The sequence below is a fragment of the Pseudomonas sp. NPDC007930 genome (assembly GCF_042958985.1).
GTDB lineage: Bacteria > Pseudomonadota > Gammaproteobacteria > Pseudomonadales > Pseudomonadaceae > Aquipseudomonas.
The window spans coordinates 59,238-84,987 of the sequence record NZ_JBIBKC010000002.1; the positions used below are offsets into that span (position 1 = coordinate 59,238).

The following is a 25,750-nucleotide window of genomic DNA, read 5'->3' on the forward strand; positions in this document are numbered from 1 at the left end:
ACCTCAGTTGGGCCACTGGCCGACCCGGTCCCGGCCGTCGCTCTTGGCGCGGTACAGGGCCTGGTCGGCGCGTTGCAGCAGTTGGTCGAAACAGGACAGCCCCGCGTCGAATTCGGCGATGCCCACCGACAGCGTGACCCACGGTGAAATCGGCGAGCCGACATGGTGCAGGCGCAGCTCGGCCAGGCCGTTGCGCAAGCGCTCGGCGAGCAGCCGGGCATCGCTGGCGGGGGTGGCCGGCAGCAACACGGCGAATTCCTCGCCACCCAGGCGCGCCACCACCTCGCCCGGGCGCGAGAAGGTTTGCCCGAGCAGGTGCGCGACCTGGCGCAGGCAGTCGTCGCCGCGGGCGTGGCCGTAGCTGTCGTTGTAGCGTTTGAAGTAGTCCACATCGCACATCAGCACGCTCAGCGGCTGGCCGATGCGCAGCGCGCGGCGAAACTCCTGTTCTTTGATTTCATCGAACTGCCGGCGGTTGGCCAGGCCGGTGAGCGGGTCGCTGCGCGAGAGGTGCTCCAGGCGCTGGTTGGCTTCCTGCAGTTGGGCGGTGCGCTGGGCCACCTGGGCGGCCAGTTGGTCGCGGCTTTCGGCCAGGGCGTGCTCGGCCAGGCGGTGGCGCTCGAGGTAGGTGGCCATGTTGCCCTGCAGGGCGTTGATACGGCCCTCGAGCAGTTGCAGTTCATCGTTGCGCGGCTTTGGCCGCTGCAGGCGCAGGCGCAGCGCCAGGTTGTGCGGGCCCAACTGGCCGAGGTGGCGGGCGATGTGCTGTACGTGCACGGTGACCAGCCGGTTGAACATCGCCATGATCAACCCGGCCAGCGCCAGCGACTGCACCAGTTGGGTCACCAGGATGCTCGCCAGCTCCCGCCACAGGCGCTGCCAGAGCACCGCCGGGTCGCCTTCGAGGGTCAGCGTGCCGACCACCTCGCGGGCACCGGGGTAGGGCGCGATGGTCAGGTCGCGTTGCAGCACCGGCGCCGGGCCGGCGCCCTGGAAGCCCTCATGGCGGCGCTCGACGAGTTCGTCGGCGCGCCCGGGCCGCGGGATGCGCAGCACCAGCCGGCCGACTGGCGCGGCCTGGGCGGCGCTGTCGAGCTGGGTGTCGAGGTTGTCGTGGTCCAGCTCCCAGATGGCCTTGGCCAGCGGGCCCTGGAACACCTGGTCGATCAGCGCCAGCTCGGAGTTCATGATCGCCTGGCCATTGGCCCAGGCGTGCCAACTGCGCACCGCCACCGTGGCCAGGCTGAACAACAGGCAAAAGCACAGGGTGGCCAGCACCAGGCGCCGGCCAAGTGGCTGGCCGGGGGCGACGGGCGGGAACAGCGGCCGGTTGTTCAAGGGCTACAGCCACTTGCGCGCGATGGCGGCATAGGTACCGTCTTGGTGCAGGGCATCCAGGGCAGTGCGAAAACGCTCGACGGTGGCCGCCGGGGTGCCCAGGCTGAAGGCCATGTACAAGCCGTCGCCACCGCCCAGCTCGGGCAGCGCCAGCGCCGGGGTGATCGCCCTGGCGGGGTCATCGCCGAGCTGGCGGACGATGTAGTTGGCGTTCAGCTCGTTGGAAATCCACAAATCGACATGGCCGCGCTTGAGCTTCTGGTAGTCCAGTTCGTAGCGGGTACTCGATTGCAGCGCCTGGCCGACGCTAAAGCCGTGGCTGGCCAGGTACTGCTCGCCGACGTCCTGATTGACCGTGGCGATCTGGTAGCGCTTGGCGTCGTCGAGGCTGCGCAGGCTGATCGGGTTTTGCGCGGAGGCGTACAGGTACCAGCGGGTAGGGGCGATGCTGCCGACCCACTGAAAAAGTTTTTCACGTTGCGCGGTGCGGGCGATCGAGTAGATCAGCACGTTGGCCTGGTGCTGGGCGATGTCGTAGGCGCGCGCCCAGGGCATCACCTGGATCGGCACCTGCAGCTTCAGGCGCGCCAGTACGGCCTGGACCACTTCGGTGCTCATGCCGGTGACCTTGCCGTCCACGGTCATGTTGTAGGGCGGCAGTTCTTCGGTGACCACTTGCAGTTCGGCCGCGCGGGCCAGGCTCGCGCCCAACCCGGCCGCCAACAGCGCCAGGGCAACAACGGTACGCTTGAACAGCTCTGGCATGGTCGTGACTCCCAGGCGATGCCACTGCAGGCCCACCCCGGCCTGCTATCGGTGTATCGGCCCGCAGCGCCGGCGCTTGAGGCGGAGCATGGCAAATCACTGAAGCTTTTAGAAGCAAATGTGCAGCCAATATGGAGATTTCTTCCGCCGGCTTGTCAGGCCGGGGCACAAAGGGGCCAAATACCCACCAGCCACCGCCCGAGTTCACCATGACCGTCAGTTTGTCGCGCAAAGTGTTTTTCGCCGTCCAGGCCCTGTGCACCGTTGTGGTGCTGGCCATGGGGGTGGCGGCGTACCTGTCGTTCAACCTGGGTTTTCTGGGCTACCTCAACGAGCAGGCGGTGGCGCGGATGATGCAAAGCCTGCCGCGCTTCGAGCAAGCCTACGCCGAGCATGGCAGCTGGGCGTTTCTCAATGATGAACAACCCAGCGCCTGGTTCCACCTGATGCGCCCGCCCGACACCGACAGCGGCCAACGCCCCGAGCCCGGCCACCCGCCGGTGTCGGACCTGACCGGGGCGTTCCTGCGCATCAGCCTGCTCGACGCCCAGCAGCAGTACCTGGCCGGCTATGTGGAATTCGGCCCGGCGCCGGTGCTGCGCCCGGTGCAGGTGCACGGCCAGGTGGTCGGCTGGCTGGCGATGACCCCGTTCGAAACCGTCAGCACCGTGGGTGACCAGCGCTTCCAGGCCAGCCAGGTGCGCTCGGGGCTGCTGGTGGGCCTGCTATGCGTGCTGGTCTCGGCGGTGATCGCCGGCTGGTTGACGCGCACCTTGCTGCGCCCGGTGCGGCGGGTGGCAGAAGCCACCCGGCAACTGGCCGAGGGCGACCTCACGGTGCGGGTGCCCGCCGCGGGCAACGACGAGGTGGCGCAGTTGGGCCGGGACTTCAACCACATGGCCCAGGCCCTGGCGCGCAACGAGCAACAACGGCGCGACTTCATGGCGGATATTTCCCACGAGCTGCGCACCCCGCTGGCGGTGCTGCGCGGCGAGCTGGAAGCGATGGAAGACGGCATCCGCCCGGTCAATGCCGGTGCGGTGGCCTCGCTGCAGGGCGAGGTGGGCGCGTTGACCAAGCTGGTCGATGACCTCTACGAACTGTCGCTGGCCGAGGTCGGCGGCCCCAGCTACCGGCAAGACCCACTCGACCTCGGCGCCCTGGCCACCGACGCCGCCGAGGCCTTTCGCGGGCGCCTGGCCGAGCGCGGCCTGGGCCTGGAACTGAGCCTGCAGGCGCTGCCGGTGCGTGGCGATGAGCGGCGCCTGAGCCAGGTGCTGTACAACCTGCTGGAAAACAGCCTGCGCTACACCGATGCCGGTGGCCAGGTGCGCTGGCGCGCCTACCGCGAGGGTGGCTGGGCCTGCCTGGCATGCGAAGATGCCGCCCCCGGCGTGCCGGCCGCCGAGCAAGAGCGGCTGTTCGAGCGTTTTTACCGGGTCGAGGCGTCGCGTAACCGCGCCAGCGGCGGCGCCGGCCTGGGCCTGGCGATCTGCCGGGCAATCATCGAGGTGCACGGCGGCCGCCTGCGCGCTTGGCCCTCCGGGCTGGGCGGGCTGGGCCTGACCCTGCAATTGCCCCTGGAGGCCCAGCCATGAGCGGCCAACACGTACTGGTGGTCGAAGACGAGCCCAAGCTCGCCTCGCTGCTGGTCGATTACCTGCAAGCCGCCGGCTACCGCGCCGAGCACGTGGCCAACGGCCTGGCGGTGGTGCCGGCGTTTCGCCGCGGCCAGCATGATCTGATCCTGCTCGACCTGATGCTCCCCGGCCAGGATGGCGTGCAGGTGTGCCGCGAGCTGCGCGCCTTCAGCCAGGTGCCGGTGATCATGGTCACCGCGCGGGTCGATGAAGTCGACCGCCTGCTGGGGCTGGAGATCGGCGCCGACGATTACATCTGCAAACCCTTCAGCCCCCGCGAAGTGGTGGCCCGGGCCAAGGCGGTGCTGCGCCGCCTGGCGCCGCTGCCCGAACCGCCGCAAGGCTTGCAGCTTGACCGCGCCGGCTACCGCGCCAGCTTCGACAGCCTGGCGCTGGACCTCACCCCGGTCGAGTTCCGCCTGCTCGCGGCACTGGCGGCGCGGCCGGGCCAGGTGCTGTCGCGCGACCAACTGATGAACTACCTCTACGACGACCACCGGGTGGTCACCGACCGCACCGTCGACAGCCACGTCAAGAACCTGCGGCGCAAGCTCGAGCTGGCCGCGCCGGGGCGCGACCTGGTGCGCTCGATCTATGGCGTGGGTTACTGCCTGGAGTTGTGAACCAGGCTCACCCGCTGCGGCTCGCGGCGCATGATCACCTCGCCGTGGCGGATCGACAGCAGCGCCTTAGCCTGGCGCCGCACCGCTTCGTAGTCGTCTGGCGCCTCGAGCAGCACCAGGTTGGCCGGGCGGCCCACCGCGATGCCGTAGCCTTCGCCCAGGTTCAGGGTGCGCGCGCTGTGCTCGGTGACCAGGTCGAGGCAACGGCGCAGGTCGTCGTAGCCCATCATGTGGCAGATGTGCAGGCCGGCGTCGAGGATGCGCAAAATGTTGCCGTTGCCCAGCGGGTACCACGGGTCTTGCAGGGAATCCTGGCCAAAGCACACGTTCAGCCCGGCGCGGTCGAGCTCGCCGACGCGGGTCACCCCGCGGCGTTTGGGGAAGCTGTCGAAGCGCCCTTGCAGGTGGATGCTCTCGGTCGGGCATGAAACGAAATTCAGCCCGGCGGCCTTGAGCAGGCGGAACAGCTTCGAGCAGTAGGCATTGTCGTAGCTGCCCATCGCGGTGGTGTGGCTGGCCGTGACCCGGCTGCCCATGCCGCGCACCCGTGCTTGCTCGGCGAGCACTTCGAGAAACCGCGAGTGCGGGTCGTCGGTTTCGTCGCAGTGCACATCCACCAGCAGGCCGCGCTGTTCGGCCAGGTCCATGAGGAAGTGCAGCGAACTCACGCCTTGCTCGCGGGTATTCTCGAAGTGCGGGATGCCGCCGACCACGTCGGCGCCCATGTCCAGTGCGCGAACCATCAGCTCGCGGCCAGCGGGGTAAGACTCGATACCCTCCTGGGGGAAGGCAACGATCTGCAGGTCGATCAACGCGCGGGCTTCTTCGCGCACTTCGAGCAACGCCTTGAGCGCGCCAAGGGTGGGGTCGGTGACGTCGACGTGGGTGCGCACGTGCTGGATGCCGTGCTCGGCAAGCATGCGGATGCCGGCGTGGGCGCGCTGCTTGGTGTCTTCGTGGGTGATGGTCGCCTTGCGCTGGCCCCAGCGCTCGATGCCTTCGAACAGCGTGCCGCTTTTGTTCCACTCCGGCTGGCCGGCGGTGGCCACCGCGTCGAGGTGGATGTGCGGCTCGACCAGCGGCGGTATCAGCAGGTTGCCGGCGGCGTCGAGCACCCCGGCGCTGGCCGTTTGGGCCTCGGCCTGGGGCGCCACCTCGGTGATCCGCGCGCCGCTGCAGGCGACCCGGTACAGGCCGGTTTTTCCGCGCAGGCGCGCATTGATGATGTGCATCGCAACTCCTCCATGCCTTCGGCGGTCGCGAGCATTGTGCCGTGCAAAGGCCTAGCGGCGAAAGTCCGCGTACTCGGCGCGGCGGCGGCCGGCGCGCTTGGCGATGTAGAGCAGTTCATCGACCTTTTCGACGAACGCCAGCGCCGCGCCGTTGCTGCTCGGCACGGTGGTGCCCACGCCCAGGCTCAGGCCGAGGGTGGCGCTGATCGGCGAGGCCTCGTGGGGGATCTGCTGCTGGCGCACCAGGTGCAGGCACCGCTCGGCGATCTGCCGGGCGGCGGCGGGGTCGGTGTCGGGCAGTACCCAGGCGAACTCCTCGCCGCCCAGCCGGGCGATGAAATCCCGCGGGCGGTTGGCCGCCACGCTGAGGGTGCGGGCCACGTGCTTGAGGCATTCGTCGCCCTTGATATGGCCGTAGTGGTCGTTGAATTGCTTGAAGTGGTCGATGTCGATCACGATCAACGACAGCGGCTGCTGGGTGCGCTGGGCATCGGCCCACTCGCGTTCGAGCACGCTGTCGAACATGCGCCGGTTGGCGATGCCGGTCAGGCCGTCCTGGTAGGAGTATTCCTCCAGCTGCTTTTGCAGGCGGGCCAGGTGTTCCTCGGTTTTTTTCCGTTCGCTGATGTCGAACATGAAGCCCACCAGGGCCTGTACCTGGCCCTGTGCGTCGCGCACCACGTGGACCACGTCGCGGATCCACACATAGCCGCCGCTGGCGGTGAGGGCGCGGTAGTCGGCTTCGTGGTCACTGCCGGCTTTGGATTGGCTGACGCAAAAGTTGACCACGTAGTCGCGGTCGTCGGGGTGCATGCGCTCGACCCAGTCATTGATGCCCACCCAACTGTGTTGCGGCCAGCCGAGCAGGGTTTCGATCTGCGGGCCGATGTAACTGAAGCTCATGCTCGCCCAGTCGATGCGCCACGGGATCGCCCGGGTGGATTCCAGCAGGGTTTTGTAAACGGCTGGGTCCTGGTCCATGGCGGGGGTGAGGGTGGGCATGCGGCAGGCTCCTGGGCGGCGTGAATGGGCGCCATCATGCCACTGCGCGGCGGTTGCCCACACGCGCCTTGACCAACGGCAGCTGCGGCGCACAATACCCCGGTTTGTTTACCGTTCAAGGAGTGCCCATGGCGCGTATCTACCTGGCGGGTTACGACGTGTTCCGCGCTGACGCCGTGGCCCACGGCGCCTACCTGCGCCAGTTGTGCCACAGCCACGGCCTGGAAGGGCTGTACCCGCTGGATAACCAACTGCCCGCGGGCCTGGCCGGGCCCGCTGCGGCGCGCTGGATCTGCGAGCAAAACCTGGCGATGCTGCGCGGCTGCGACGCCGTGCTGGCCAACCTCGGCGCGTTCCGCGGGCTGGAGCCGGATTCCGGCACGGTGTTCGAGGTGGGCATGGCGGTGGCCCTGGGCAAGCCGGTGTGGGCCTACGGGGTGGCGCCAGCAACCCTACGCGAGCAGGTGCCCCACGGCGCCGATGGCTGTTGCGCCGGCGGCTACCAGGTCGAAGACTTCGGCCTGCCGCGCAACCTGATGCTGGCCTGCACCTGGGCCGGTTGCAGCGCCAGCGCCGAGGCTGGTGTGGCGCGCCTGGCGGCGTGGCTTACGGCAGCGGGTTGCCGCCGGTAACGCCGAAGATCTCGCCGGTGATGTAGCTCGACTCCTGCGACGCCAGCAGCACGTACAGCGGCGCGCATTCGGCCGGCTGGCCGGGGCGCTTCATCGGCACCTGCTCACCGAAGTGCGGGATTTTCGCCTGGGGCTGGCCGCCACTGGGCTGCAGTACCGTCCATACCGGCCCCGGGGCCACGGCATTGACGCGGATACCGCGCTCGATCACCTGCTTGGCCAAGGCCTGGGTAAAGGCGACGATGCCGGCCTTGGTGGTGGCGTAGTCGAGCAGGGTGGCGGAGGGGATGTACGACTGGATCGACGCGGTATTGATGATCGTCGCCCCGGCGGGCATCAGCGGCACCGCCGCCTTGCTCAGCCAGAACAGCGCGTAGAGGTTGGTTTTCAGGGTGGCGTCGAACTGCTCGGTGCTCAGCTCGCCAATGCTGTGCTGGGCAACCTGCTTGCCCGCCACGTTGACCAGAATGTCCAACCCACCCAAGGCCTCGTGGGCCTGGCTGACCAACTGCTGGCAAAACTGCTCGTTTTTCAGGTCGCCCGGCAGCGCCACCGCGCGGCGGCCTTCGGCTTCGATCAGGCCCACTACTTCGCGGGCGTCACGTTCTTCGACCGGCAGGTAGTTGAGCACGATGTCGGCGCCTTCGCGGGCAAAGGCGATCGCCACCGCCCGGCCAATGCCGGAGTCGGCGCCGGTGATCAGCGCCTTGCGCCCCTTGAGGCGGCCAAAGCCCTGGTAGCTGTGCTCACCGTGGTCGGGTTTGGGGTTCATGTGCGCGTCCAGCCCCGGCGCGGCCTGGGGTTGTTCGGCAAAGGGCGGGGCCGGGTACTGGGTCAACGGGTTCTGCATCGCGTACTGGTTTCGAACCTTGCTCATGGTGGCTCCTTGGTAGATGAAAAGATTCAGCTAACTTGGAAGATTCGAAACAGCGGGGCGAGGAAGGTTTAAATAAGCTGAAAGTTCTACGACCAACGGCGCTTGTATAACTTAGCGGCGTCTCGCTTGTTGTCGTAATATTTTCACACTAAATATTTATGCAGCTAATTCAATGGCTTATACGCCATTAAATTTGATTGACCTGGGGCAATTGCGGGGTGCCGCCGGGGGGTATATACCAGTAAGGCACACCACAACAGGAGGCTTGCCATGAAGACCGTCGGCCTATGCCCGCTGGAACTGCGCGGCATTATTGAACATGCATTCTTACCGCTGCACTGCGTGTGCGAGCAGGTGGAGGATGGCACCCTGCGCATTCGCATCGAAGACCCGGCCAATGGCCAGGCAGTGCTGGAAGAGCGGGGGATTTCCACCGACCGCTTCGCCAGCAGCCGGGAGATCAGTGACCTGGTAGCGCAGTTGCGCCAGCAGTTGCAGGCGCCGGCGCGGCAGGCCAGGCATTTTGCTTAGGTAGGGCTTCAGGGCCCTTCGCCCGGCACAGCCGGAGTGCCGGACCACGGCCTCCCACCAGTTCTGTGTAAGCCATTGATTTTGGGCTCAACACAGACCCCGTGGGAGGCCGGCTGTGCCGGGCGAAGGGCCAGCCAGGCCATGCGCTGGGTAAAACCCCCTGAAGAAATCAAGGCGCTTCGCCGCGCAAGGCGCGCTCAAGCCTTACGCAGTCTGCTGATGGTGGTCCACCCCAACGGTCGTCACCTCGGCATCCGCCACCACTGCCGCGGCGGTCGCGGTGGTTTGCACCACCGCGGTGCTCGCCGCTGGGGCGCTGGCGGCGAAGGTGAACTGGGCGGCGCCCAGGTCGGCCACATGGTTGCCCGCCAAGGCCAGTTCGAAGCGGTTGCCGCTGGCGTCGGCATCGAGGTCCTTGAGGTAGGTTTTGTCGGTGCTGGCGTTGTACACCACCTGCAAGGTGTTGTTGTGCCCGTCACCCAGGCCGGTGAAGCCGAGTTTCGACACGTCGATCTTGTCGTCGCTGGAGAAATCCAGGATCAGGTCGCTCTTGCTCGCCGTGGCGGTGCGATAGCTGTCGGTCAAGGCGTCGAAGCGGAAGGTGTCGGCGCCGCCGCCACCGCTGAGCTTGTCGGCCCCGGCGCCACCGACCAGTACATCGCTGCCGCTGGTGCCGACCAGGGTGTCGCTGGCGCTGGTGCCCTTGATCACGTTGCCGGCGCTGGCAAAGATGAAGTTCGCCGCGCTGAGGTCGTTCATGTGGTTGCCGTCCAGGGCGATCTCGAAGCGGTTGCCGTTGGCGTCTTCGTCGCGGCTTTTCAGGTAGGTCTTGGTCCCGGCGGCGTTCAGCACCAGTTGCAGGGTGCCGTCGTGGCCGTTGCCCAGGCCGGTGAAGCCCAGCGCGGAGAGGTCGATCTTGTCGGAGCTGGCGTTGAAGTCGGTGATGTCATCGCCGTTGTCGGTGCCACCGGTGTTGTAGTTGCGGTAGCTGTCTTGCAGCGAGCTGTACACGTAGGTGTCGCGCCCGGCGCCACCGGTGAGGGTGTCGGCGCCGGTGCCGCCGTAGATCACGTCGTCGCCGCCGCCGGCGATGATGGTGTCGGCGCCCGCGCCGCCGTAGATCGTTTCGGCACTGTCGGTGCCGATCAGGCTGTCGTTGCCGGCGGTGCCGACGATCACGTGCTCGAAGATGAAGTTGTTCGCCGTCAGCGTGCTGGTGAGGTTGCCCTTGAGCGCCAGCTCGAAGCGGTTGCCGCTGGCGTCGGCGTCGAGGTCCTTGAGGTAGGTTTTGTCGGTGCTGGCGTTGTACACCACCTGCAGCGTGCCGTCCTTGCCGTTGCCCAGGCCGGTGAAGCCCAGCCCGGCGAGGTCGATCTTGTCCTTGCTGGCGTCGAAGTCGGTGATGGTGTCGGCAAAGCTGGTGCTGGCGGTGCGATAGCTGTCGGTCAGCGCATCGAAGCGAAACACATCGGCGCCGCTGCCGCCGGTGAGGGTATCGGCCCCGGCGCCGCCCACCAATACGTCGTTGCCAGCGCCACCGCTGAGGGTGTCTTTGCCGGCGCCGCCGACGATCAAATCAGCCGCCGAGGTGCCCAGCAGGGTGTCGTTGCCGGCGGTGCCCTGGACCAGGTGCAGCGGGATGCTGTCGCTCACGTAACTGCCGTCACCGTACAGCAGGGTCGAGCCCTTGGTGGTGCTGGTGATGGTGTTGCCGAGGATGGCGTTGCGGTCGGTGCCGTCTTCGTTGCGCTCGGCCACGCCGTAGGTCGACTGGCTGCCGCCGGTGATAGTGTTGCCTTCGACGGTGTTGTCCGAGCCGTAGTAGTACTTGCCGGATACGCCCTGGGTGTCGTCGTAGCTCTGGATGATCACCTCAGGCACCGGGTTGGTCTGGGCGTTGTGGGTCAGGGTGTTGTTTTCCACCGTCACGTTATTGCTGCCGTACAGGCGGATGCCGGCGGTGCCGTTGTCGTGGATGTTCACGCCGTCGACCGTGACCTGGTCGCTCATCTTGATCAGCACGCCCTCGGCGGCGTTGCCGTATACCTCGCCGCCGGTGATGGTGATGTTAGTGGGCGAGGGGATGTTCTCGCTGCCGCGCTGCACCACGATGCCGCCGCCACCGTTGTCGTAGGCGGTGTTGTTCTCGAGGGTGAAGTCGTGGGTGCTGGTGACGATGTTGAAGCCGTGGCGGTCGTTGTCGTAGGCCACGTTGTTGCGGAACACGCTGTCGGAGAGGTAGTCGGCGACAAAACCATCGAGGCCGTTGCCATGGGACACCGAGTTCTCGATGACCATGTTCTCGGTCTGCTCGTGGGGGTCGAAGCCGTAGCCGGAGCAGTTCATGATCTCCACGCCGCTGAGGGTCACGTTGGAATCGTGGCCGTCCTGCTCGGGAATGTAGCCGTTGAACCAGCCGTCGATCTTGCCGCTGGTGTTGGCGCGGTTGCCGTCGAGGGTCATGTCGGCCAGGCCGAAGTCGTGGGTTTCTTCGCCGTAGGCCGAGCGCACGATGCCGGTGATCGATTGGTCCCAGCCGTCGGCGACCTTCAGGGTGGTGGCGCCCATGCCGTCGCCGTACATCGACACGTTGCTCTTGAGCATGATGCAGCCATCGGAAGGCTCTTCGCCGCCCGACACGATATAGGTGCCGCTGGGCACGTAGACCTGGCCACCTCCCGCCGCGGCGGCGGCGTCCACGGCGGCCTGGATGGCCGCGGTGTCATCGGTTACGCCATCGCCCACTGCGCCGTAGTCTTTTACATTGAAGATCATCGCGTGCTCCGTCATCCATTCGGGCCGGCCTGGCCTGTATCAGGCCAAATACGGCGTGCGTCAAAAAGTGGGCGCCTACGCCGAAAAAACCTAGCGAGGCGGCCCAACTGTCTGACACAGGAAGAGGAATTTTGTTTTAGCCGTTGGTCAGCGGGCTAAAGTGGCGGGATGCTGGCGGGGCGGCAGCAGGTTGCCGGCCCTTCGCCCGGCACAGCCGGAGTGCCGGACCACGGCCTCCCACCAGATTTGTGTAAACCCTTGACTGGCAACGCAACACAGAACCCGTGGGAGGCCGGCTGTGCCGGGCGAAGCGCCCTTCAGGCTTGCTCAAGGGCAACCCACACCCGGGTTGGCGCTAAACGCCCGCGCGGCCGAGGCCATGGCCTTGGCCAACTGCCCGATCGCCTGCTGGTGCGCCTGCACCACGCTGGCCAGTTCGGCGCCGGCCGGCACCCGCAGGGTGCTGCTGCAGGTCAGGCTGCGGCGGTTATCGCCCGAGAGGCTCAGGCTCCATACCGCATCCACCAAGGCGTATTGCCCCGGCAGCGAGTCGAAGCGGCGCACGTCGGCGCGCAGGGTCACCAGTGCGCCCGGGCCCTTCGGCATGCCGGCCAGGTCACGGCTGCCCATTTCCTGCTCCAGCCGCGCGGCAAGGGCGTCGTGGAACTCATCGGCGAGCGGCGCGCCCCAGCGCTCGTTTTCGAGGATGGCGAGGTTGCCGCGGTCCTGGCGCACCACCAGCGCCGGCTGGTCGACCTGCACCGGAATGCGCACCGCCTGCAGCTGGAACTGCGGCCCTGGGGCGCTGGCCGCCACGGCGGGGCCGGCAGGGGCCATCAGCGTGTAGTAGTGGGTAGGCACCGAACTGCAGGCCGCCAGGCCAAGGCTGGCGCACAACGCAAAAGGACGCAGGTTCATGGCGGTTACTCCGGTTCGGTTTCACGAGAGGTCGAAGACGACGAGCGATAGGCGTCGGGTTGCCCCTGCTGGGTACGCCCGCGGATCAACGCCTCGGGGTGGCGGCCGAGGAAGTCGGTCAGGGCCCGTACCGAGCGCGCGGTGCGCGAGAGGTCTTGCATGGCGTCGCTGATCTGCTGGCGCTGTGGCGAATCCTCGCCCAGCGCCTGGCCGGCGTCGCCGAGGGTTTTTTGCGCCTGGGCCAGGGTTTTGTTCAGCTCCGGCAAGGTGTTGGCGTTCACCTGGCCCAGGGTTTTGTTCAACTGGCCAAGGCTGGCGTTGAGGTTGTCGCCGATTTCGTTGAGCGGCAGCTTGCTCAGCTTGTCGACCATCGCCTGCAGTTGCTCCTGGAGTTTGTCCAGGCTGCCCGGCACGGTGGGAATCTCCAGCGGCCGCGCGGCCATGTTGAACTTCACCGGCGCCGCGTTGGGCATGAAGTCCAGCGAAATCATCAACTGGCCGGTGATCAGGTTGGCGCTGCGGGCCTGGGCGCGCAGGCCCTGCTTGACGAACGCGGCCATCAGCGTGGCGCCGCGGGCGTCGTCTTCGCCGCCCATCTGGCTGAGGATCTTCTTGTAGGCGTTGCCCAGGCGGGCCGGGTAGATCACCGCGCCGACCATGGTCGGGAAGGTCTTGTTGTCTTCGTCGTAGTCGAGGTCTACCGACACCACGCGGCCGAAGTTCACCCCGTGGAATTCCACCTGGGCGCCCACCGCCAGCCCGCGCAGCGACTGGTTGAAGCGCATGCGGATGTAGCGCGCCTCGCCGTCTGGCGGGGCCAGCGCGGTTTCCTGATCGGCGAACAGGTCGAAGGCGTGGTACTGCTCGGCCGGCTTGGCGTCGGGGCTGTACTTGGGCTCGACGAAGGCCACGCCGCCGGAGAGGATCGCCGACATCGACTGGGTGTTGACCTTCAGCCCCGAGGCGCCAAGGCTCACGTCGACACCGCTGGCGTTCCAGAAGCGGCTGTCGTCGGTAACGTATTTATCGTGGGGGGCGTTGACGAAAATCTGCACGTCAACGCCCTTGCCGTCGTCCGAGAGGCGGTAGCTGATCACCTGGCCCACCTGGATGCGCCGGTAATACACCGGCGAGCCGATGTCGAGTGAGCCGAGGTCGTCGGTGTGCAGGGTAAAGCGCCGGCCCTGCTGGCCATAGGTGATCGGCGGCGGGGTTTCCAGGCCGGTGAAGTCACGCCGGGTTTTTTCCGAGCGGCCCGGGTCGGCGCCGATGAACGAGCCCGACAGCAGCGTGTCGACGCCACTGATGCCTTGGGCGCCAATGCGCGGGCGCACCACCCAGAATTGCGAATCCTCGGCGGTGAAGGCCAGTGCCGAGCCGTTCAGCGCCACGGTGGCGGTGACCCGGCTGCGGTCCTTGGCCAGGTTGATGTCGGTGACCCGGCCGATCACCACATTCTTGTACTTGACCTGGGTTTTGTTCGCTTCCAGGCCTTCGGCGGTCTGGAAGTCGATGGTGATCTGCGGCCCGGCCGAGAGCGCGTTGTGCACCAGCATCGAGATGCCCACCAGCGCGGCGGCGATCGGCACCAGCCAGACCAGCGAAACGTTCAGGCGCCGGCGCCGGACGTGGGGCGTGGAAGGGGTGGGTTGGTCAGTCATCTGCTACCTCTGCGTCCCAGATCAGGCGGGGCTCGAAACTCATGGCGGCAAGCATCGTCAGCACCACCACCAGGCCGAAAAACAGGATGCCGGGCAGCGGGTCGACCGTGCTCAGCGAACGGAACTGCACCAGCGCCGCGACCAGCGCGACCACCAGCACATCGAGCATCGACCAGTAGCCGATCAGCTCGATGAAACGAAACAGCTTGGCGCGTTGCGGCATCGCCCAGGTGCTGCGCGCCTGGCAGGTGACCAGCAGCAGGCCAAGGGCGAAGAATTTCAGGCACGGCACCACGATGCTGGCGAAGAAGATCAGCAGGGCGATGTCCCACGAGCCGCCTTTCCAGAACTCGATCACCCCGCTCATGATGGTGTTTTCGGCGCTGCTGCCAAACATCTGGGTGCGCATCACCGGCAGGGTGTTGGCCGGGATGTAGAAAATCAGCGCGGCGATCAACAGCGCCCAGGTGCGGCTCAGGGCCTGGGGTTTGCGTGCATGCAGCGGGCTGTCGCAGCGCGGGCAGCGTTCGGCCTCGGCGGCGCAGGCCTTGGCGCAGGTGTGGCAGAGCACCAGGGCGTGGTCGCGGGCGAACGGCAGGCGGCTCATGAACGGCCCTCGTACAGCGCCCACAACTGCTGCACGTGCTTGCCGGTGAGCAGGATGACCAGCACCGCCAGCATCGCCAGCGCCCACAGGCCAAAACCAGGGGCCACGCTGAGCATGCCGCCGAGCTTGATGATCGCCACCAGAATCCCCAGCAGGCACACCTCGAGCATGCTCCACGGCCGTACCTGCTCGAGGGTGCGCATGCACAGGCGAAAGCCCGGGGCCACGCGCCCGGCGCAGGCATGCCCGAGCAGCCAGAGCAGCAGGCAGATTTGCAGCAGCGGCGCCAAGATCACCGTGAGGCCCATCACCGCCGCCATCGGGGTGATTTCGCCACGGGCCAGGGCCTGCACCGACTGGCCAAGGGTGGCGGCGTTGGCCAGGCCCTCGAAGCGGATGGTGATCACCGGGAAGGCATTGGCCATCAGGAACAGCAGCGCGGCGGTGACCGCCAGCGCCAATTGCTGCTGCAACCCCAGCCGAGGCTGGCGCCAGAGCACCGCGCCGCAGCGTTGGCACAGGGCCGTTTGCCCGGGCAGCATGGCGGCGGGCCGGTACAGCGTGTCGCAGTGTTCGCAGATGATCCAGTCGGGCGCGATCGTCATGTTCGGGGTGTTGGCGGCGGCGAGCCGGCACAGTGTCCTTGGGATGGGGGAGCATTCTGGGCAATCGGGCGGGCAGTGTCCATGGGGGCTGCACTGCCTTTGATTGCATAACGCTGGTATTTATCCCTGGCGGCCAGGGTGCCTGCTGAAATACATTGTTTCAGTGCCGAAACCAGGAGTGCCTGCGTGTTCGAAGTCCTGGGCATCACTGCCCCTATTTTCATCCTGATCGGCCTGGGGTTTCTCGGCCGCCGCTTTGGCTGGCTGAGCCAGGAGCAGGTGCGCGGCCTGGGCGTGTTCGTGATCAACCTGGCGCTGCCGGCGCTGGTGATCGAGGCGCTGGGCCAGCGGCCCATCCGCGAAGTGCTCAACCCTCACTACCTGGCGGCCTACGCTTTGGGCTCGCTGGCGGCCTATGGCGCGGGCTTCTGGTTGTTTCGCAAGCGCCACCAGGCTGGGCTCACCGACAGCGCCATCGCCGCGCTGGGGATGGCGGTGTCCAACAGTGCTTTTATCGGCTACCCGGTCGCGGCGATCATCGCCGGGCCCGAGGCGGTGGTCGGCATGGCCCTGGGCATGCTGGTGGAGAACCTGCTGATGACGCCCCTGGCGCTGGTGCTGGGCGAAGTGGGCCGTGGCCAGGGTGGCTCGATCGGCCAGGTGGCCTGGCAAACCGCCAAGCGCGTGGCGCGCAACCCGCTGATCATCGGCATCAGCGTGGGGGTGCTGTTGTCGTCGCTGGAAATCCGCATTCCGGCGGCGCCGCTGAAGGTGGTGCAGATGCTCGCCCACGCCGCGGCGCCGGTGGCGCTGTTCGTGATCGGCGCGGTGCTGTACGGCACCCCGGTGCGCGGGCAACTGGCGCCGATCGTGCAAATCGGCCTGGGCAAGTTGGTGCTGCACCCGCTGCTGGTGGGGCTGGGCTTCTGGTTGATCGGGGGCTTGCCGATGGGCCTGATGCTGGCCGGGCTGGTGTTCGCCAGCGCGCCAATGATGAGCGTGTACCCGGTGATCGGCCAGCGCTTTGCCTTGGAAGGCCGCTGCGCGGCGGCGCTGGTGCTGACCACCTTGCTGTCGTTCTTTACCATCAGCGCGCTGTTGATGGCGCTGCGCGCCTGATCAGCCGCGGCGCAACTGGCGCAGCAGGTGGCGCAGGCCTTCGAGGATCAACACCAGCACCGCCAGCCAGATAAACCCGTAGGTGGGCCATTGGTCACGGCCGATGTGCTCGCCCAGCAGCAGCGCCACCACCACCAGCAGGGCCGGCTCCACGTAGCTGAGCAGGCCGAACAGCGAGAACGGCAACGTGCGGCTGGCCAGCACGTAGCTGACCAGCGCCGCCGCGCTGATCGCTCCCAGCAGCGGGATCAACCCATACAACGCCGGGCGCGCGGCGAGGTCAGCGGCGCTCAGCGGGCCGGTGATCACGAAGTACAGCGCCGCCGGCATCTGCAGCAGCATGTCGGTCCACAGCCCGCCGAGGTGGTCGTTGCGGCAGCGCCGGCGAATGATGAAGTACACCGGGTAGCCCAGCGCCACCAGCAGCGTCTCCCAGGCAAAGCTGCCATGGCGCAGCAGCTCGTGGCCCACGCCGATGGCGGCGAACAGCACCGCCACGGTTTGCGGCGCGGAGAGTTTCTCGTGCCACAGCAGCTTGCCGGTAAGCACCATGGTCAGCGGCAAGAGGAAGTAGCCCATCGACACCTCCAGGCTGCGCCCGTGCAGCGGTGCCCAGAGAAACAGCCACAACTGCACGCCCATCAGCGCCGAGGTGGCCATGCAGCCGGCCAGCAGCAGCGGCTGGGCGCGGATCCGCCGCAGCACGCCCACGGCCAGGTGCCAGTCCTTGGTCAGGACCAGGAACAGGGTGACGCACGGCAGCGTCAGCAGCATGCGCCAGCCGAACACCTCCTCGCCGCTCAGCGGGCTGAGCAGCGAGGTGTAGTAATACATGAGCGCGAACAGCATCGATGCGCACACCGATGCAAGGATACCTCTGGACAAAGCGGCCTCGAGTGGCAAGGGAAACGGCGCGCACCTTAACCCAGCGGCGCCGGGGCGGCCAGTGGCCAGTTCGCCGCGTGGCCGCTAGACTCCCGTTACGATAACAACAATTCAGGCGGCCACGATGCGTATGCAGGCGTTCAAGGTCTTGCTGGGTGCCTTCCTGGCGCGCAGCACCCGGGGCATTCCCGGCGCGCCGCCGGAGGTTCGTGGGTCACGGCAGTGCCTTCCCCGAACCTGACAGGAGCCAAGCAATGGCCGACCTCTACGACAACCCCATGGGCCTGATGGGCTTTGAATTCATTGAACTGGCCGCGCCCACCGCCGGCGTGCTGGAACCCGTGCTGCAGATGATGGGCTTTAGCCACGTTGCCCGGCATCGCTCCAAGGCGGTGCAACTGTACCGCCAGGGCGAGATCAACCTGATCGTCAACCAGGAGCCGCGCAGCCAGGCCGCCTATTTTGCCGCCGAGCATGGCCCCAGTGTGTGTGGCATGGGCTTTCGCGTGGCCAACGCCCACCAGGCCTACGCCCGCGCGCTGGAACTGGGCGCGCAGCCGGTGGACATCCCCACCGGCCCCATGGAATTGCGCCTGCCGGCGATCAAGGGCATCGGCGGCGCGCCGCTGTACCTGATCGACCGCTTTGGCCCGGGCAGTTCTATCTACGACATCGACTTCCACTGGCTCGACGGCGCCGAGCGCCACCCGGCGGGTGCCGGCCTCAAGCTGATCGACCACCTCACCCACAACGTGTACCGCGGGCGCATGGCCTACTGGGCCGGCTTCTACGAGCGGCTGTTCAATTTCCGCGAGCTGCGTTACTTCGACATCAGCGGCGAATACACCGGCCTGACCTCGCGGGCGATGACCGCCCCGGATGGCTTGATTCGCATCCCGCTGAACGAGGAATCATCCCGTGGGGCAGGGCAGATCGAAGAGTTCCTGATGCAGTTCAACGGCGAAGGCATCCAGCACGTGGCGTTTCTGACCGACGATTTGCTCGCCACCTGGGACCGCCTCAAGGCGCTGGGGATGCGCTTCATGACCCCGCCACCGGCCACGTATTACGAAATGCTGGCCACGCGCCTGCCCAACCATGGCGAACCGGTCGAGGCGTTGCAGGCGCGGGGGATCCTCCTCGATGGCAGCCAGGGCGAAGGCCCGCAGCGCCTACTGTTGCAGATTTTCAGCGAAACGCTGCTGGGGCCGGTGTTTTTCGAGTTCATCCAGCGCAAGGGTGACGAGGGCTTTGGCGAAGGTAACTTCAAGGCGTTGTTCGAGTCGATCGAGCGTGACCAGCTTCGCCGCGGGGTGCTCAACGCCGAACGTTGAGCGGGCCGCTCAACTGCGTGGCCGGGTCATCGCCCAGTGGCACAGCCCCGCGCAAATCGCCGCCAGGGCGCAGAGCTTGAGCAACATGGCCAGCAGTTCCCGGCCGATGGTGTCGAGCACGTCGTTGCTGGAGAGGGTGGCGCGAACCTGATAAGGCCAGCGCTCGGAGGTGGCGCTGGCGACCCATCGCGGGGTGTCGCTGGAATCCCCCATCAGCAGCGCGCCGTCGTCCCAGAGGATGGCACCGCCGGCGTGCAGGGTGAGGTAGGTGTCGCCACTGATCAGCTTCATCCAGCGGGTGATCGAACGGTTATCCAGCACCACTTGAATATAGCGGTCGCTGTAGCCCCAGTTCAGCCGCAGCGCGCCGTTGCGGGTGAACAACGGGTCATGCGCCTCAAGGCTCAGCGAGGTGCTGATTTCGCCCTGCGGCGGTTCGCCGCCAGGCCGCTCGCAGTCGCCCCGCACCAGCCGCAGCACGCCGTCGTTGACCTGCGGCAGCGCGTCGTTGCCAAGGCTGTCGCAGCGCGCATCGAGCCAGGGCCTGGCCAGTTCGGCCGAGGCGGCGAGGCTGTCGAACAGTTCATCGAAATACACCCGCGCGGCGTCGGCGACCTTGTGGTTCTGCCGGTCGAGGCTGTGCTGGATCACGAAAATGCTCACGGCCATACCGACCACCAGCGGTGCCAGCGCGGCGAGGATCGTGGCCAGCAGTACAGGCCTACGGGTTACGGGGTTGAACGGGCTAGCCATGGTCCACCTCTGTCCTTGTGGGGTGCAGGAAAAGGTGGGCACAGTACGGGCTGGGGCGCGTGAGCGGTGCGCGCCAGTGTGTAGGAAAACGCAGCGCGAACGGTAGGGTTTTGGCTTATACCGTTCGCCGCGGTGGCGGTTCGGCGGGCGGCCCCTCGGCTGCGTCGCTGCCCGGCAGGGCGTGGCTGATCACCCGCCGTTCCAGCAGCAGGTAACCCACGCAGGCGATCGCCAGGGGGAGTAAAAAATACAGCGCACGGTAGGCGATCAGCGACGCCAGCAGCGTGGCTTTGCTGTAATCACCGTGCACCAGGGTGATGAACACCGTTTCGAGCACGCCCAGCCCGGCCGGAATGTGCGCGATCACCCCGGCGATGCTGCTGATCAGCAAGATGGCCAGCACACTGGGGTAATCCACCCCTTGCGGCAGCAGCAGGTACATCAGGCTGCCCATCAACGCCCAGTTCAGTGCGCCAACGGCGACCTGCAACAGCGCCATGGAAAAACTCGGCAAGGTGATTTCATGGCCCTTGAGCCGCCAGCCACGGCGCTTCGAGAAGCGGCAGGCGAGCAGGTAGCCCAGCCCCGCCAGCACCATCGCCACGCCAATCAGGCGCAGGCCGGTTTCGCCGATCTTCAAACTGGGCGGCAGGCTGGGCAAGCCGAGGGCGAACAGGCTACCGGCGAGCAACAGGTAGCCACACCAGTTGGTCAGCAGGCCCAGGCTAAGGATGCGGGTGACCGTGGCCACCTTCACCCCACGCTTGCCGTACAGCCGGTAACGCAGGGCGATGCCGCCTACCCAGGAGCTCAGGTTGAGGTTGAACGCGTAGCACACGAAGGCGATGGGCAGCACTTGGCGGCTGGGCAGTGGGTGGCCGGTATAGCGCTTGCCGATCAGGTCGAAGGCGCTGAACACCCCATAGCTGGCCAAGGCGATCAGCGCGCCCAGGGCCAGAGTCGGCCAGGAGTAGGTGCGCAGGCCCTTGCCCACCTGGGCCCATTCGATGTTGCGCAGCAGCAGATACAGCAGCACCGGCACCAGAATCAGGCACGCCCAGTTAAGGATGCGCCGGGCCCAGGCCCAGCGTTTGGCTGATCGCTCGCTCATGCGCGGCCCTCGCCTGGCAGGCCGGCGCCGGCGGCGGCCTGGTCGTTGGCCGCCGGCCAGGGCTTGAGCGTCGGCGAGTGGGCGGGCAGCAGGCCGATCCATGCCGGGAAGTGGCGCAAAAAGTGAAAGCACAGGAAGATCAACGGCGCCCGCCACCAGTACCCGCGCAGCACCCGCTCCAGCGTGATGGGTTTGCTGTGCTCGCGCAACAGTTCGTCGAGGTGTTCGGCCAGCCGGGCGTTGAAGGCGGCGTCGTCGATGAACAGGTTGGCTTCGAGGTTTAGCGACAAACTCAGCGGGTCAAGGTTGCTCGAGCCCACCGTGGCCCAGCGCTGGTCGATCAGCGCGACCTTGCCGTGCAACGGGCGTTGGGTGTATTCGCGGATGTTCACCCCATCGCGCAGCAGGTAGTTGTACAGCAACCGCGAACACAGCCGCACCAGCGGCATGTCGGGCATGCCTTGTAGCAGCAGGGTGACGGCCACGCCGCGCCGCGCCGCTTCGCGCAGGGCGCGCAGCAGGCGGTAGCTGGGGAAGAAGTACGCATTGGCGATCACCACCCGCTCCTGGGCCTGGTCGATGGCCGCCAGGTATTGCTCTTCGATGTCGTCGCGGTGGCGCTGGTTGTCGCGGATCGCCAGCTGGATCCGCGCGCTGGCGCTGTCGGCCTGCAGCGGCACCCGTTTCAGCCACGGCGCCAGTGGCGCGAGCGGGCGGCCATGGGCGTTCATCAGCGCCAGGCTGGCCTGGTGCAGGTCGCTGGCGATCGGCCCGCTCACCTGCACGGCGTAGTCCTGCTTGGCCATCGGGCCGTGGTCGAGGTAATGGTCGGCGCAGAAGTTGATACCGCCCACGAACCCCAGTTGGCCGTCGACCACCAGCAGCTTGCGGTGCAGGCGGCGGAACAGGTTGGTGCGCACCCCCAGCAACTTCGGCCGTGGGTCGAAGGCCAGCAGGCGCACCCCGGCTTCGGCCAGCGCGGCAATGAACGCCGGGCTGAGCTGGTCGGTGCCGTAGCCATCGACCAACACCTCCACCCGCACCCCGCGTTCCGCGGCGGCGATCAACCGGGTGTGCAGTTCACGGCCGGCGGCGTCGTCGCGCCATATAAAGGTTTCGATCAGCACTTCTTCGCGGGCCGCGTCGATGGCGCTGAAGGCCCGTGGGAAGAACTCGTCGCCGTTGATCAACAGCTCGATGTGGTTGCCGCTGCGCCAGGGGGTGTTGTTCACAGTTGCACCTCCAGCGCCAGCGGCACGTGGTCCGAGAGGTGCGACCACGGCTTGCGCGACAACGCCCGCGGCGCCATCGCGGTAGCGCCGCGCAGGTAGATGCGGTCCAGCCGCAGCCACGGCCAACGCGCCGGGAAGCTGCGCGCCGGGGCGCCGTAGGCCTGCACAAAGGCCTCGACCAGGCCGCTGCGTTCGAGCACTGCGTCGGCGCGTTGGCGCCAATCGTTGAAGTCGCCGGCCACGATCACCGGTTGCGCCGGGTCGAGGTTATCCAGCAGCCGGCAGAGCAGGCGCAACTGCTGCTGGCGCTGGCCCTCGCGCAGGCCCAAGTGCACGCACACGGTGTGCACTTCGCCTTGGCCGGGCACTGCCAGCACCGAGTGCAGCAGGCCGCGTTCTTCATGGCCGTGCACGGTCACGTCGAGGTTTTCAAAGCGCAGGATGGGGAATTTCGACAGCAAGGCGTTGCCGTGGTCGCCGTCGGGGTACACCGCGTTACGGCCATAGGCGAACACCGGCCACATGCTGTCGGCGAGAAACTCGTACTGCGGCACGTCGCTCCAGTTGTCGTAGCGTTGGCCGTGCTGGCGGTGGGTGCCCAGCACCTCTTGCAGGAACACCACGTCGGCGCCCACGGTGCGTACCGCGTCGCGCAGCTCAGGCAGCACGAAGCGCCGGTTCAGCGGGCTGAAACCCTTGTGGGTGTTGACCGTCAGCAGCGTCAGGCGGTGCACCGCCGGCGCTTGCTCGGGCAGCACCTGGGCGGCGGTCAGGGGCACGGCGGGCTCGATCATGGGCAGGCAGTTCCCTAGGGCGGTGGTAAACGTCCGACCCAGGGCCCTTGGCGAAAGTTTCAGCGCCGTGACCGGCCGCCGTCAGGGCCTAGGCCAGCAGCGCCACCGCTTTGATCTGCGCCCACACCCGGCTGCCTGGCTGCAGCCCGAGGTGCTCGGCCGAGTAGCGGGTGATCCGCGCCAGCAGGCGGGTGCCGGCGCAGTCGAGGGCCAGCAGCACGTGGGCGGGGTTATCGGCCGCGACCCGTTCGCGCACCACCGCCGGCAGGCGGTTGAGGATGCTGCTGTGGTTCTCGTAGTTGAGGCTGACGCTGACGTCGCGGGCGAGGATCTTCACCCGCAGCGGCGTGCCGACCGCGCGCGGGCCCTGGGCGATGCGCAGCTCCGCGCTGCCGTCGGGCAGCGCCAGGCTCAGCAGTTGATACTGCGCATCGAAGCGCAGCACCGGCGCCTGCAGCACCACACCGGCTTCCTGGCCCTGGGCCAGGGGCAGGTCGAGGCGCGCCAGGGTCTCGCCGATCGGCCCGCTGGCGATTGCCTCGCCGCGCTCGAGCAGGGTCAGGTGGTCGGCCAGCCGGGCGACTTCATCCTGGGCATGGCTGACGTACACCACCGGGATGTCCAGCTCATCGTGCAAGCGCTCCAGGTACGGCAGGATTTCCTGCTTGCGGGCGGCGTCCAGTGCCGCCAGGGGTTCGTCCATCAGCAGCAACCGCGGGCTGGTCAGCAGGGCGCGGGCAATGCCCACGCGCTGGCGCTCGCCGCCCGACAGGTGCTGCGGCGCGCGGCCGAGCAGGTGCTCGATGCCGAGCATCGCGCACACCGCCGCCTGCGGCACCCGCCGCTGCGCTGGCGCGACCCGGCGCTGGCCGTAGTCAAGGTTCTGTTGCACCGACAAATGCGGGAACAGGCTGGCTTCCTGGAACACGTAGCCCACCGCGCGCCGGTGGGGCGGCAGGAACAGCCGGCGGGCGCTGTCTTGCCACACCTCGCCGGCCACCTCGATGTAGGCGTCCGGGGCTTTTTCCAGGCCGGCCAGGCAACGTAGCAGGGTGGTTTTGCCCGAGCCCGATGGCCCGTACAGCGCGCTTACGCCAGTGCCGGGCAGGCTGAGGTTGGCTTGCAGGTGAAAATCGCGCCGGGCCAGGGCCACGCGCAGTTGAATCGGCGAAGGCATGTTCAACTCCACACCGGCTTTTGGCCGCGGCCCGAATACAGTGCCAGCAGCACCAGGAAGGAAAACACCACCATCGCCCCGGCCAGCCAATGGGCCTGGGCATATTCCAGTGCTTCGACGTGGTCGAAGATCTGCACCGACACCACCCGGGTTTTTTCCGGGATGTTGCCGCCGATCATCAGCACCACGCCAAACTCACCCACGGTGTGGGCAAAGCCGAGAATCGCCGCGGTGATGAACCCCGGCCGCGCCAGGGGCAGCACCACGGTCACGAAACAGTCCAGTGGCGAGGCGCGCAGGGTGGCCGCCACCTCCAGCGGGCGTGGCCCGATGGCGGTGAAGGCGTTCTGCAGCGGTTGCACCACGAAGGGCAGGGAATAGGTGACCGACCCGATCACCAACCCGGCAAAGCTGAACACCACGGTGCCCAGGCCGAGTGCCTGGGTGGCTTGGCCCACCCAGCCGTGGGGGCCGAGCACCAGCAGCAGGTAGAAGCCGATCACCGTGGGCGGTAGCACCAGCGGCAGCGCCACCACCGCGCCGACCACCCCGCGCAGCCGCGAGCGGGTGTGGGCCAGCCACCACGCCAGCGGCGTGCCGAGCAGCAACAGCAGCACGGTGGTCAGGCTGGCCAGCTCCAACGTCAGGCGAATGGCCGCCAGGTCGTTACTGTCGAGTGGCATCAGAGCTCATAGCCGAACGATTTGATGATCGCCGCGGCTTTCGGGCCCTTGAGGTACTCCACCAGCGCCTTGGCGGCGGCGTTGTCCTTGCCTTTGTTGAGGATCACCGCGTCTTGCTTGATCGGCTCGTAGAGGTTGGCTGGAACGATCCACGCCGAACCGCTGGTGACCTTGCCGTCTTTATAGATTTGCGACAGCGCGACAAAGCCCAGCTCGGCGTTGCCGGTCGAGACGAACTGATACGCCTGGGAAATGTTCTGGCCTTCGACGATCTTGCCCTTGGTGGCCTCGGTCAGGCCGAGCTTCGCGAGGGTCTGGGTCGCGGCCAGGCCATACGGGGCGGCCTTGGGGTTGGCGATGGACAGGTGCTGGTAGTCGTTCTTCTTCAGCACGTCGCCCTTGGCGTCGACGTAGCCTTCTTTGGCTGACCACAGCGCCAGGGTGCCGATGGCGTAGGTGAAGCGTGAGCCTTTGACGGTGTCGCCTTCGCTTTCGAGCTTGGCCGGGGTGCTGTCGTCGGCGGCCAGGAACACCTCGAACGGCGCGCCGTTCTTGATCTGGGTGTAGAACTGCCCGGTCGCGCCGTAGGCGGCGACCAGCTTGTGGCCGGTGTCTTTCTCGAAACTGCTGGCGATCGCCTGGATCGGCGCGGTGAAGTTAGCGGCCACGGCCACCTGCACTTCATCGGCGTGGGCGCTGAAGGCGAGGGTGGCCAGTACCAGGCCGGCCAGGCGAGGGGTGAAAGCGGTCATGCACAGCTCCTTGATGAATTATCGTTATGGCCGGAGGTATATAGCGGAGAGCGGGTGCTGGCCGCAAGGGGGAAGGGTGGCTTGGGCTATTCGCCGGGTGAGGTTGCATCCGGCGCTTCGAAGGCTGAGCGCATCTGCCGTGTTGGCGGCGCGAAAACGTTAACGGTTGGGGGAAAGAACGCGAAAACAGTAACGGCTGGATCAAAACGCTAGCGCGGCGGGCGAAATCGCCCCGCCGGGCTGCCACGCGCTGCGCTGTGGCCGGCTCAAGGTAAAAACTCCCCCGTGCCAAAGTTTGCCACTTTGCGCGGCGCACACGGCCTCAAAGAAAGTTGCAATGACGCCAATTTGGCGCGGGTTGCAATCTGCTATGTAACTTTGGCGCCAATTATTCTGCTTTTCTCTGCCTTTTATTCGGCGCGCCCTTCAGGGGAAAAAGTCCTTTATTTTCATCAGCCAACGTTTCGATAGTGGCTCTAGGCCACGCCCGGCGAGGGCTCTGGCCCAGCGGCGCACCGCGCTGCCGCCGCGGTAGGTTGCCGGCGGTTAAAAAATTTCAAAGATCCTGTAGACAAAAGTTATCGCCTCACGCGTATGCTCAAGGCGTTTTCACGCGGTTCCCGTGTGCGTTGTTGTACTGAACGCAGGGCCTTTTGTTGCCGGAATAAACAGCCTGTTAGTGCAACATTTTGACCTGAATGGAT

Annotated in this window: 24 protein-coding genes; 6 read left to right on the forward strand and 18 right to left on the reverse strand. The window is 66.8% G+C overall.

Going from position 1 to position 25,750, the window contains the following annotated elements; translation table 11 throughout:
- Window positions 1-3 precede the first annotated feature (3 nt).
- Window positions 4-1,338, reverse strand: coding sequence for a diguanylate cyclase domain-containing protein (locus ACFZCE_RS04675; RefSeq protein WP_390936541.1), 1,335 nt, complete (start codon window positions 1,336-1,338; stop codon window positions 4-6).
- A 3-nt stretch (window positions 1,339-1,341) separates the two neighbouring features.
- On the reverse strand, window positions 1,342-2,103 hold the full coding sequence (locus ACFZCE_RS04680) for a transporter substrate-binding domain-containing protein (protein WP_390936543.1): 762 nt from the start codon (window positions 2,101-2,103) through the stop codon (window positions 1,342-1,344).
- Window positions 2,104-2,312: 209 nt separating this feature from the next.
- On the opposite strand from ACFZCE_RS04680, the gene ACFZCE_RS04685 reads away from it, so the two are divergent.
- Both ACFZCE_RS04685 and ACFZCE_RS04690 read left to right on the forward strand, forming a co-directional pair.
- Complete coding sequence (locus tag ACFZCE_RS04685; RefSeq protein ID WP_390936545.1) at window positions 2,313-3,701, forward strand: ATP-binding protein; 1,389 nt, start codon at window positions 2,313-2,315, stop codon at window positions 3,699-3,701.
- Window positions 3,698-4,366 (forward strand): response regulator, encoded by a 669-nt coding sequence (locus ACFZCE_RS04690; protein ID WP_390936547.1) that lies wholly within the window; start codon window positions 3,698-3,700, stop codon window positions 4,364-4,366. Before ACFZCE_RS04685 ends, ACFZCE_RS04690 begins: the two co-directional genes overlap by 4 nt.
- On the opposite strand, the gene codA is transcribed toward ACFZCE_RS04690, so the two are convergent.
- The gene (codA, locus tag ACFZCE_RS04695; RefSeq protein WP_390936549.1) at window positions 4,348-5,598 is read right to left on the reverse strand and encodes a cytosine deaminase; all 1,251 of its coding nucleotides are present in this window, start codon (window positions 5,596-5,598) and stop codon (window positions 4,348-4,350) included. The genes ACFZCE_RS04690 and codA overlap by 19 nt on opposite strands.
- A 51-nt stretch (window positions 5,599-5,649) precedes the next feature.
- Window positions 5,650-6,600 (reverse strand): diguanylate cyclase domain-containing protein, encoded by a 951-nt coding sequence (locus ACFZCE_RS04700; RefSeq protein ID WP_390936551.1) that lies wholly within the window; start codon window positions 6,598-6,600, stop codon window positions 5,650-5,652.
- Between the two features lie 128 nt (window positions 6,601-6,728).
- Between ACFZCE_RS04700 and ACFZCE_RS04705 the strand changes: the two genes are divergently transcribed.
- Window positions 6,729-7,232, forward strand: coding sequence for a nucleoside 2-deoxyribosyltransferase (locus tag ACFZCE_RS04705; RefSeq protein ID WP_390936553.1), 504 nt, complete (start codon window positions 6,729-6,731; stop codon window positions 7,230-7,232).
- Here ACFZCE_RS04705 and ACFZCE_RS04710 read toward each other — a convergent pair.
- Window positions 7,207-8,109: an SDR family oxidoreductase gene (locus ACFZCE_RS04710; RefSeq protein WP_390936555.1), complete on the reverse strand. Its 903-nt coding sequence runs from the start codon at window positions 8,107-8,109 to the stop codon at window positions 7,207-7,209. The two genes, ACFZCE_RS04705 and ACFZCE_RS04710, sit on opposite strands and share 26 nt — an antisense overlap.
- A 270-nt stretch (window positions 8,110-8,379) precedes the next feature.
- Between ACFZCE_RS04710 and ACFZCE_RS04715 the strand changes: the two genes are divergently transcribed.
- Window positions 8,380-8,640: a DUF1652 domain-containing protein gene (locus tag ACFZCE_RS04715; RefSeq protein ID WP_390936557.1), complete on the forward strand. Its 261-nt coding sequence runs from the start codon at window positions 8,380-8,382 to the stop codon at window positions 8,638-8,640.
- A 204-nt stretch (window positions 8,641-8,844) separates the two neighbouring features.
- On the opposite strand, the gene ACFZCE_RS04720 is transcribed toward ACFZCE_RS04715, so the two are convergent.
- The 5 genes from ACFZCE_RS04720 to ACFZCE_RS04740 form a co-directional block, all read right to left on the reverse strand.
- Entirely contained in the window at window positions 8,845-11,415 is a 2,571-nt protein-coding gene (locus tag ACFZCE_RS04720) for a glycosyl hydrolase family 28-related protein (protein ID WP_390936560.1), read from the reverse strand.
- Window positions 11,416-11,742: 327 nt separating this feature from the next.
- Complete coding sequence (locus ACFZCE_RS04725) at window positions 11,743-12,333, reverse strand: ABC-type transport auxiliary lipoprotein family protein (RefSeq protein ID WP_390936562.1); 591 nt, start codon at window positions 12,331-12,333, stop codon at window positions 11,743-11,745.
- Window positions 12,334-12,338: 5 nt separating this feature from the next.
- Window positions 12,339-13,994, reverse strand: a complete 1,656-nt coding sequence (locus ACFZCE_RS04730) for an MlaD family protein (RefSeq protein ID WP_390936563.1) — start codon at window positions 13,992-13,994, stop codon at window positions 12,339-12,341.
- Window positions 13,987-14,601 carry a paraquat-inducible protein A gene (locus ACFZCE_RS04735; RefSeq protein ID WP_390936565.1) on the reverse strand — a complete coding sequence of 205 codons (615 nt, stop codon included), beginning with the start codon at window positions 14,599-14,601 and terminating at the stop codon, window positions 13,987-13,989. The genes ACFZCE_RS04730 and ACFZCE_RS04735 overlap by 8 nt, the downstream gene beginning before the upstream one ends.
- A complete protein-coding gene (locus tag ACFZCE_RS04740; protein ID WP_390936566.1) occupies window positions 14,598-15,206 on the reverse strand; it encodes a paraquat-inducible protein A in 609 nt (202 codons plus the stop codon). Before ACFZCE_RS04740 ends, ACFZCE_RS04735 begins: the two co-directional genes overlap by 4 nt.
- 186 nt (window positions 15,207-15,392) lie before the next feature.
- Between ACFZCE_RS04740 and ACFZCE_RS04745 the strand changes: the two genes are divergently transcribed.
- The gene (locus tag ACFZCE_RS04745) at window positions 15,393-16,325 is read left to right on the forward strand and encodes an AEC family transporter (RefSeq protein WP_390936568.1); all 933 of its coding nucleotides are present in this window, start codon (window positions 15,393-15,395) and stop codon (window positions 16,323-16,325) included.
- On the opposite strand, the gene rarD is transcribed toward ACFZCE_RS04745, so the two are convergent.
- Window positions 16,326-17,210, reverse strand: coding sequence for an EamA family transporter RarD (gene rarD / locus ACFZCE_RS04750; protein WP_390936569.1), 885 nt, complete (start codon window positions 17,208-17,210; stop codon window positions 16,326-16,328).
- Between the two features lie 254 nt (window positions 17,211-17,464).
- On the opposite strand from rarD, the gene hppD reads away from it, so the two are divergent.
- Entirely contained in the window at window positions 17,465-18,544 is a 1,080-nt protein-coding gene (hppD, locus tag ACFZCE_RS04755; RefSeq protein ID WP_390936571.1) for a 4-hydroxyphenylpyruvate dioxygenase, read from the forward strand.
- A 9-nt stretch (window positions 18,545-18,553) separates the two neighbouring features.
- On the opposite strand, the gene ACFZCE_RS04760 is transcribed toward hppD, so the two are convergent.
- The 7 genes from ACFZCE_RS04760 to modA all read right to left on the reverse strand — a co-directional run bounded on the left by ACFZCE_RS04760 (window position 18,554) and on the right by modA (window position 25,046).
- A complete protein-coding gene (locus tag ACFZCE_RS04760) occupies window positions 18,554-19,297 on the reverse strand; it encodes a hypothetical protein (RefSeq protein WP_390936573.1) in 744 nt (247 codons plus the stop codon).
- Between the two features lie 115 nt (window positions 19,298-19,412).
- Window positions 19,413-20,408, reverse strand: coding sequence for a lysylphosphatidylglycerol synthase domain-containing protein (locus tag ACFZCE_RS04765; protein WP_390936575.1), 996 nt, complete (start codon window positions 20,406-20,408; stop codon window positions 19,413-19,415).
- Window positions 20,405-21,640 (reverse strand): cardiolipin synthase ClsB, encoded by a 1,236-nt coding sequence (gene clsB, locus ACFZCE_RS04770; protein WP_390936577.1) that lies wholly within the window; start codon window positions 21,638-21,640, stop codon window positions 20,405-20,407. The genes ACFZCE_RS04765 and clsB overlap by 4 nt, the downstream gene beginning before the upstream one ends.
- Window positions 21,637-22,434 carry an endonuclease/exonuclease/phosphatase family protein gene (locus tag ACFZCE_RS04775; RefSeq protein WP_390936579.1) on the reverse strand — a complete coding sequence of 266 codons (798 nt, stop codon included), beginning with the start codon at window positions 22,432-22,434 and terminating at the stop codon, window positions 21,637-21,639. Before ACFZCE_RS04775 ends, clsB begins: the two co-directional genes overlap by 4 nt.
- 88 nt (window positions 22,435-22,522) lie before the next feature.
- Window positions 22,523-23,611 carry a molybdenum ABC transporter ATP-binding protein gene (modC, locus tag ACFZCE_RS04780; protein WP_390936580.1) on the reverse strand — a complete coding sequence of 363 codons (1,089 nt, stop codon included), beginning with the start codon at window positions 23,609-23,611 and terminating at the stop codon, window positions 22,523-22,525.
- Between the two features lie 2 nt (window positions 23,612-23,613).
- The gene (gene modB, locus ACFZCE_RS04785; RefSeq protein WP_390936582.1) at window positions 23,614-24,294 is read right to left on the reverse strand and encodes a molybdate ABC transporter permease subunit; all 681 of its coding nucleotides are present in this window, start codon (window positions 24,292-24,294) and stop codon (window positions 23,614-23,616) included.
- Window positions 24,294-25,046, reverse strand: coding sequence for a molybdate ABC transporter substrate-binding protein (gene modA, locus ACFZCE_RS04790; RefSeq protein WP_390936584.1), 753 nt, complete (start codon window positions 25,044-25,046; stop codon window positions 24,294-24,296). The genes modB and modA overlap by 1 nt, the downstream gene beginning before the upstream one ends.
- Between the last annotated feature and the right edge of the window lie 704 nt (window positions 25,047-25,750).

Coding starts and splice junctions, on each gene's coding strand:
- ACFZCE_RS04680 (WP_390936543.1), bottom strand. CDS start 2,103: ATGCCAGAGCTGTTCAAGCGTACCGTTGTTGCCCTGGCGCTGTTGGCG.
- ACFZCE_RS04685 (WP_390936545.1), top strand. CDS start 2,313: ATGACCGTCAGTTTGTCGCGCAAAGTGTTTTTCGCCGTCCAGGCCCTG.
- ACFZCE_RS04690 (WP_390936547.1), top strand. CDS start 3,698: ATGAGCGGCCAACACGTACTGGTGGTCGAAGACGAGCCCAAGCTCGCC.
- codA (WP_390936549.1), bottom strand. CDS start 5,598: ATGCACATCATCAATGCGCGCCTGCGCGGAAAAACCGGCCTGTACCGG.
- ACFZCE_RS04700 (WP_390936551.1), bottom strand. CDS start 6,600: ATGCCCACCCTCACCCCCGCCATGGACCAGGACCCAGCCGTTTACAAA.
- ACFZCE_RS04705 (WP_390936553.1), top strand. CDS start 6,729: ATGGCGCGTATCTACCTGGCGGGTTACGACGTGTTCCGCGCTGACGCC.
- ACFZCE_RS04710 (WP_390936555.1), bottom strand. CDS start 8,109: ATGAGCAAGGTTCGAAACCAGTACGCGATGCAGAACCCGTTGACCCAG.
- ACFZCE_RS04715 (WP_390936557.1), top strand. CDS start 8,380: ATGAAGACCGTCGGCCTATGCCCGCTGGAACTGCGCGGCATTATTGAA.
- ACFZCE_RS04720 (WP_390936560.1), bottom strand. CDS start 11,415: ATGATCTTCAATGTAAAAGACTACGGCGCAGTGGGCGATGGCGTAACC.
- ACFZCE_RS04725 (WP_390936562.1), bottom strand. CDS start 12,333: ATGAACCTGCGTCCTTTTGCGTTGTGCGCCAGCCTTGGCCTGGCGGCC.
- ACFZCE_RS04730 (WP_390936563.1), bottom strand. CDS start 13,994: ATGACTGACCAACCCACCCCTTCCACGCCCCACGTCCGGCGCCGGCGC.
- ACFZCE_RS04735 (WP_390936565.1), bottom strand. CDS start 14,601: ATGAGCCGCCTGCCGTTCGCCCGCGACCACGCCCTGGTGCTCTGCCAC.
- ACFZCE_RS04740 (WP_390936566.1), bottom strand. CDS start 15,206: ATGACGATCGCGCCCGACTGGATCATCTGCGAACACTGCGACACGCTG.
- hppD (WP_390936571.1), top strand. CDS start 17,465: ATGGCCGACCTCTACGACAACCCCATGGGCCTGATGGGCTTTGAATTC.
- ACFZCE_RS04760 (WP_390936573.1), bottom strand. CDS start 19,297: ATGGCTAGCCCGTTCAACCCCGTAACCCGTAGGCCTGTACTGCTGGCC.
- ACFZCE_RS04765 (WP_390936575.1), bottom strand. CDS start 20,408: ATGAGCGAGCGATCAGCCAAACGCTGGGCCTGGGCCCGGCGCATCCTT.
- ACFZCE_RS04775 (WP_390936579.1), bottom strand. CDS start 22,434: ATGATCGAGCCCGCCGTGCCCCTGACCGCCGCCCAGGTGCTGCCCGAG.
- modC (WP_390936580.1), bottom strand. CDS start 23,611: ATGCCTTCGCCGATTCAACTGCGCGTGGCCCTGGCCCGGCGCGATTTT.
- modB (WP_390936582.1), bottom strand. CDS start 24,294: ATGCCACTCGACAGTAACGACCTGGCGGCCATTCGCCTGACGTTGGAG.
- modA (WP_390936584.1), bottom strand. CDS start 25,046: ATGACCGCTTTCACCCCTCGCCTGGCCGGCCTGGTACTGGCCACCCTC.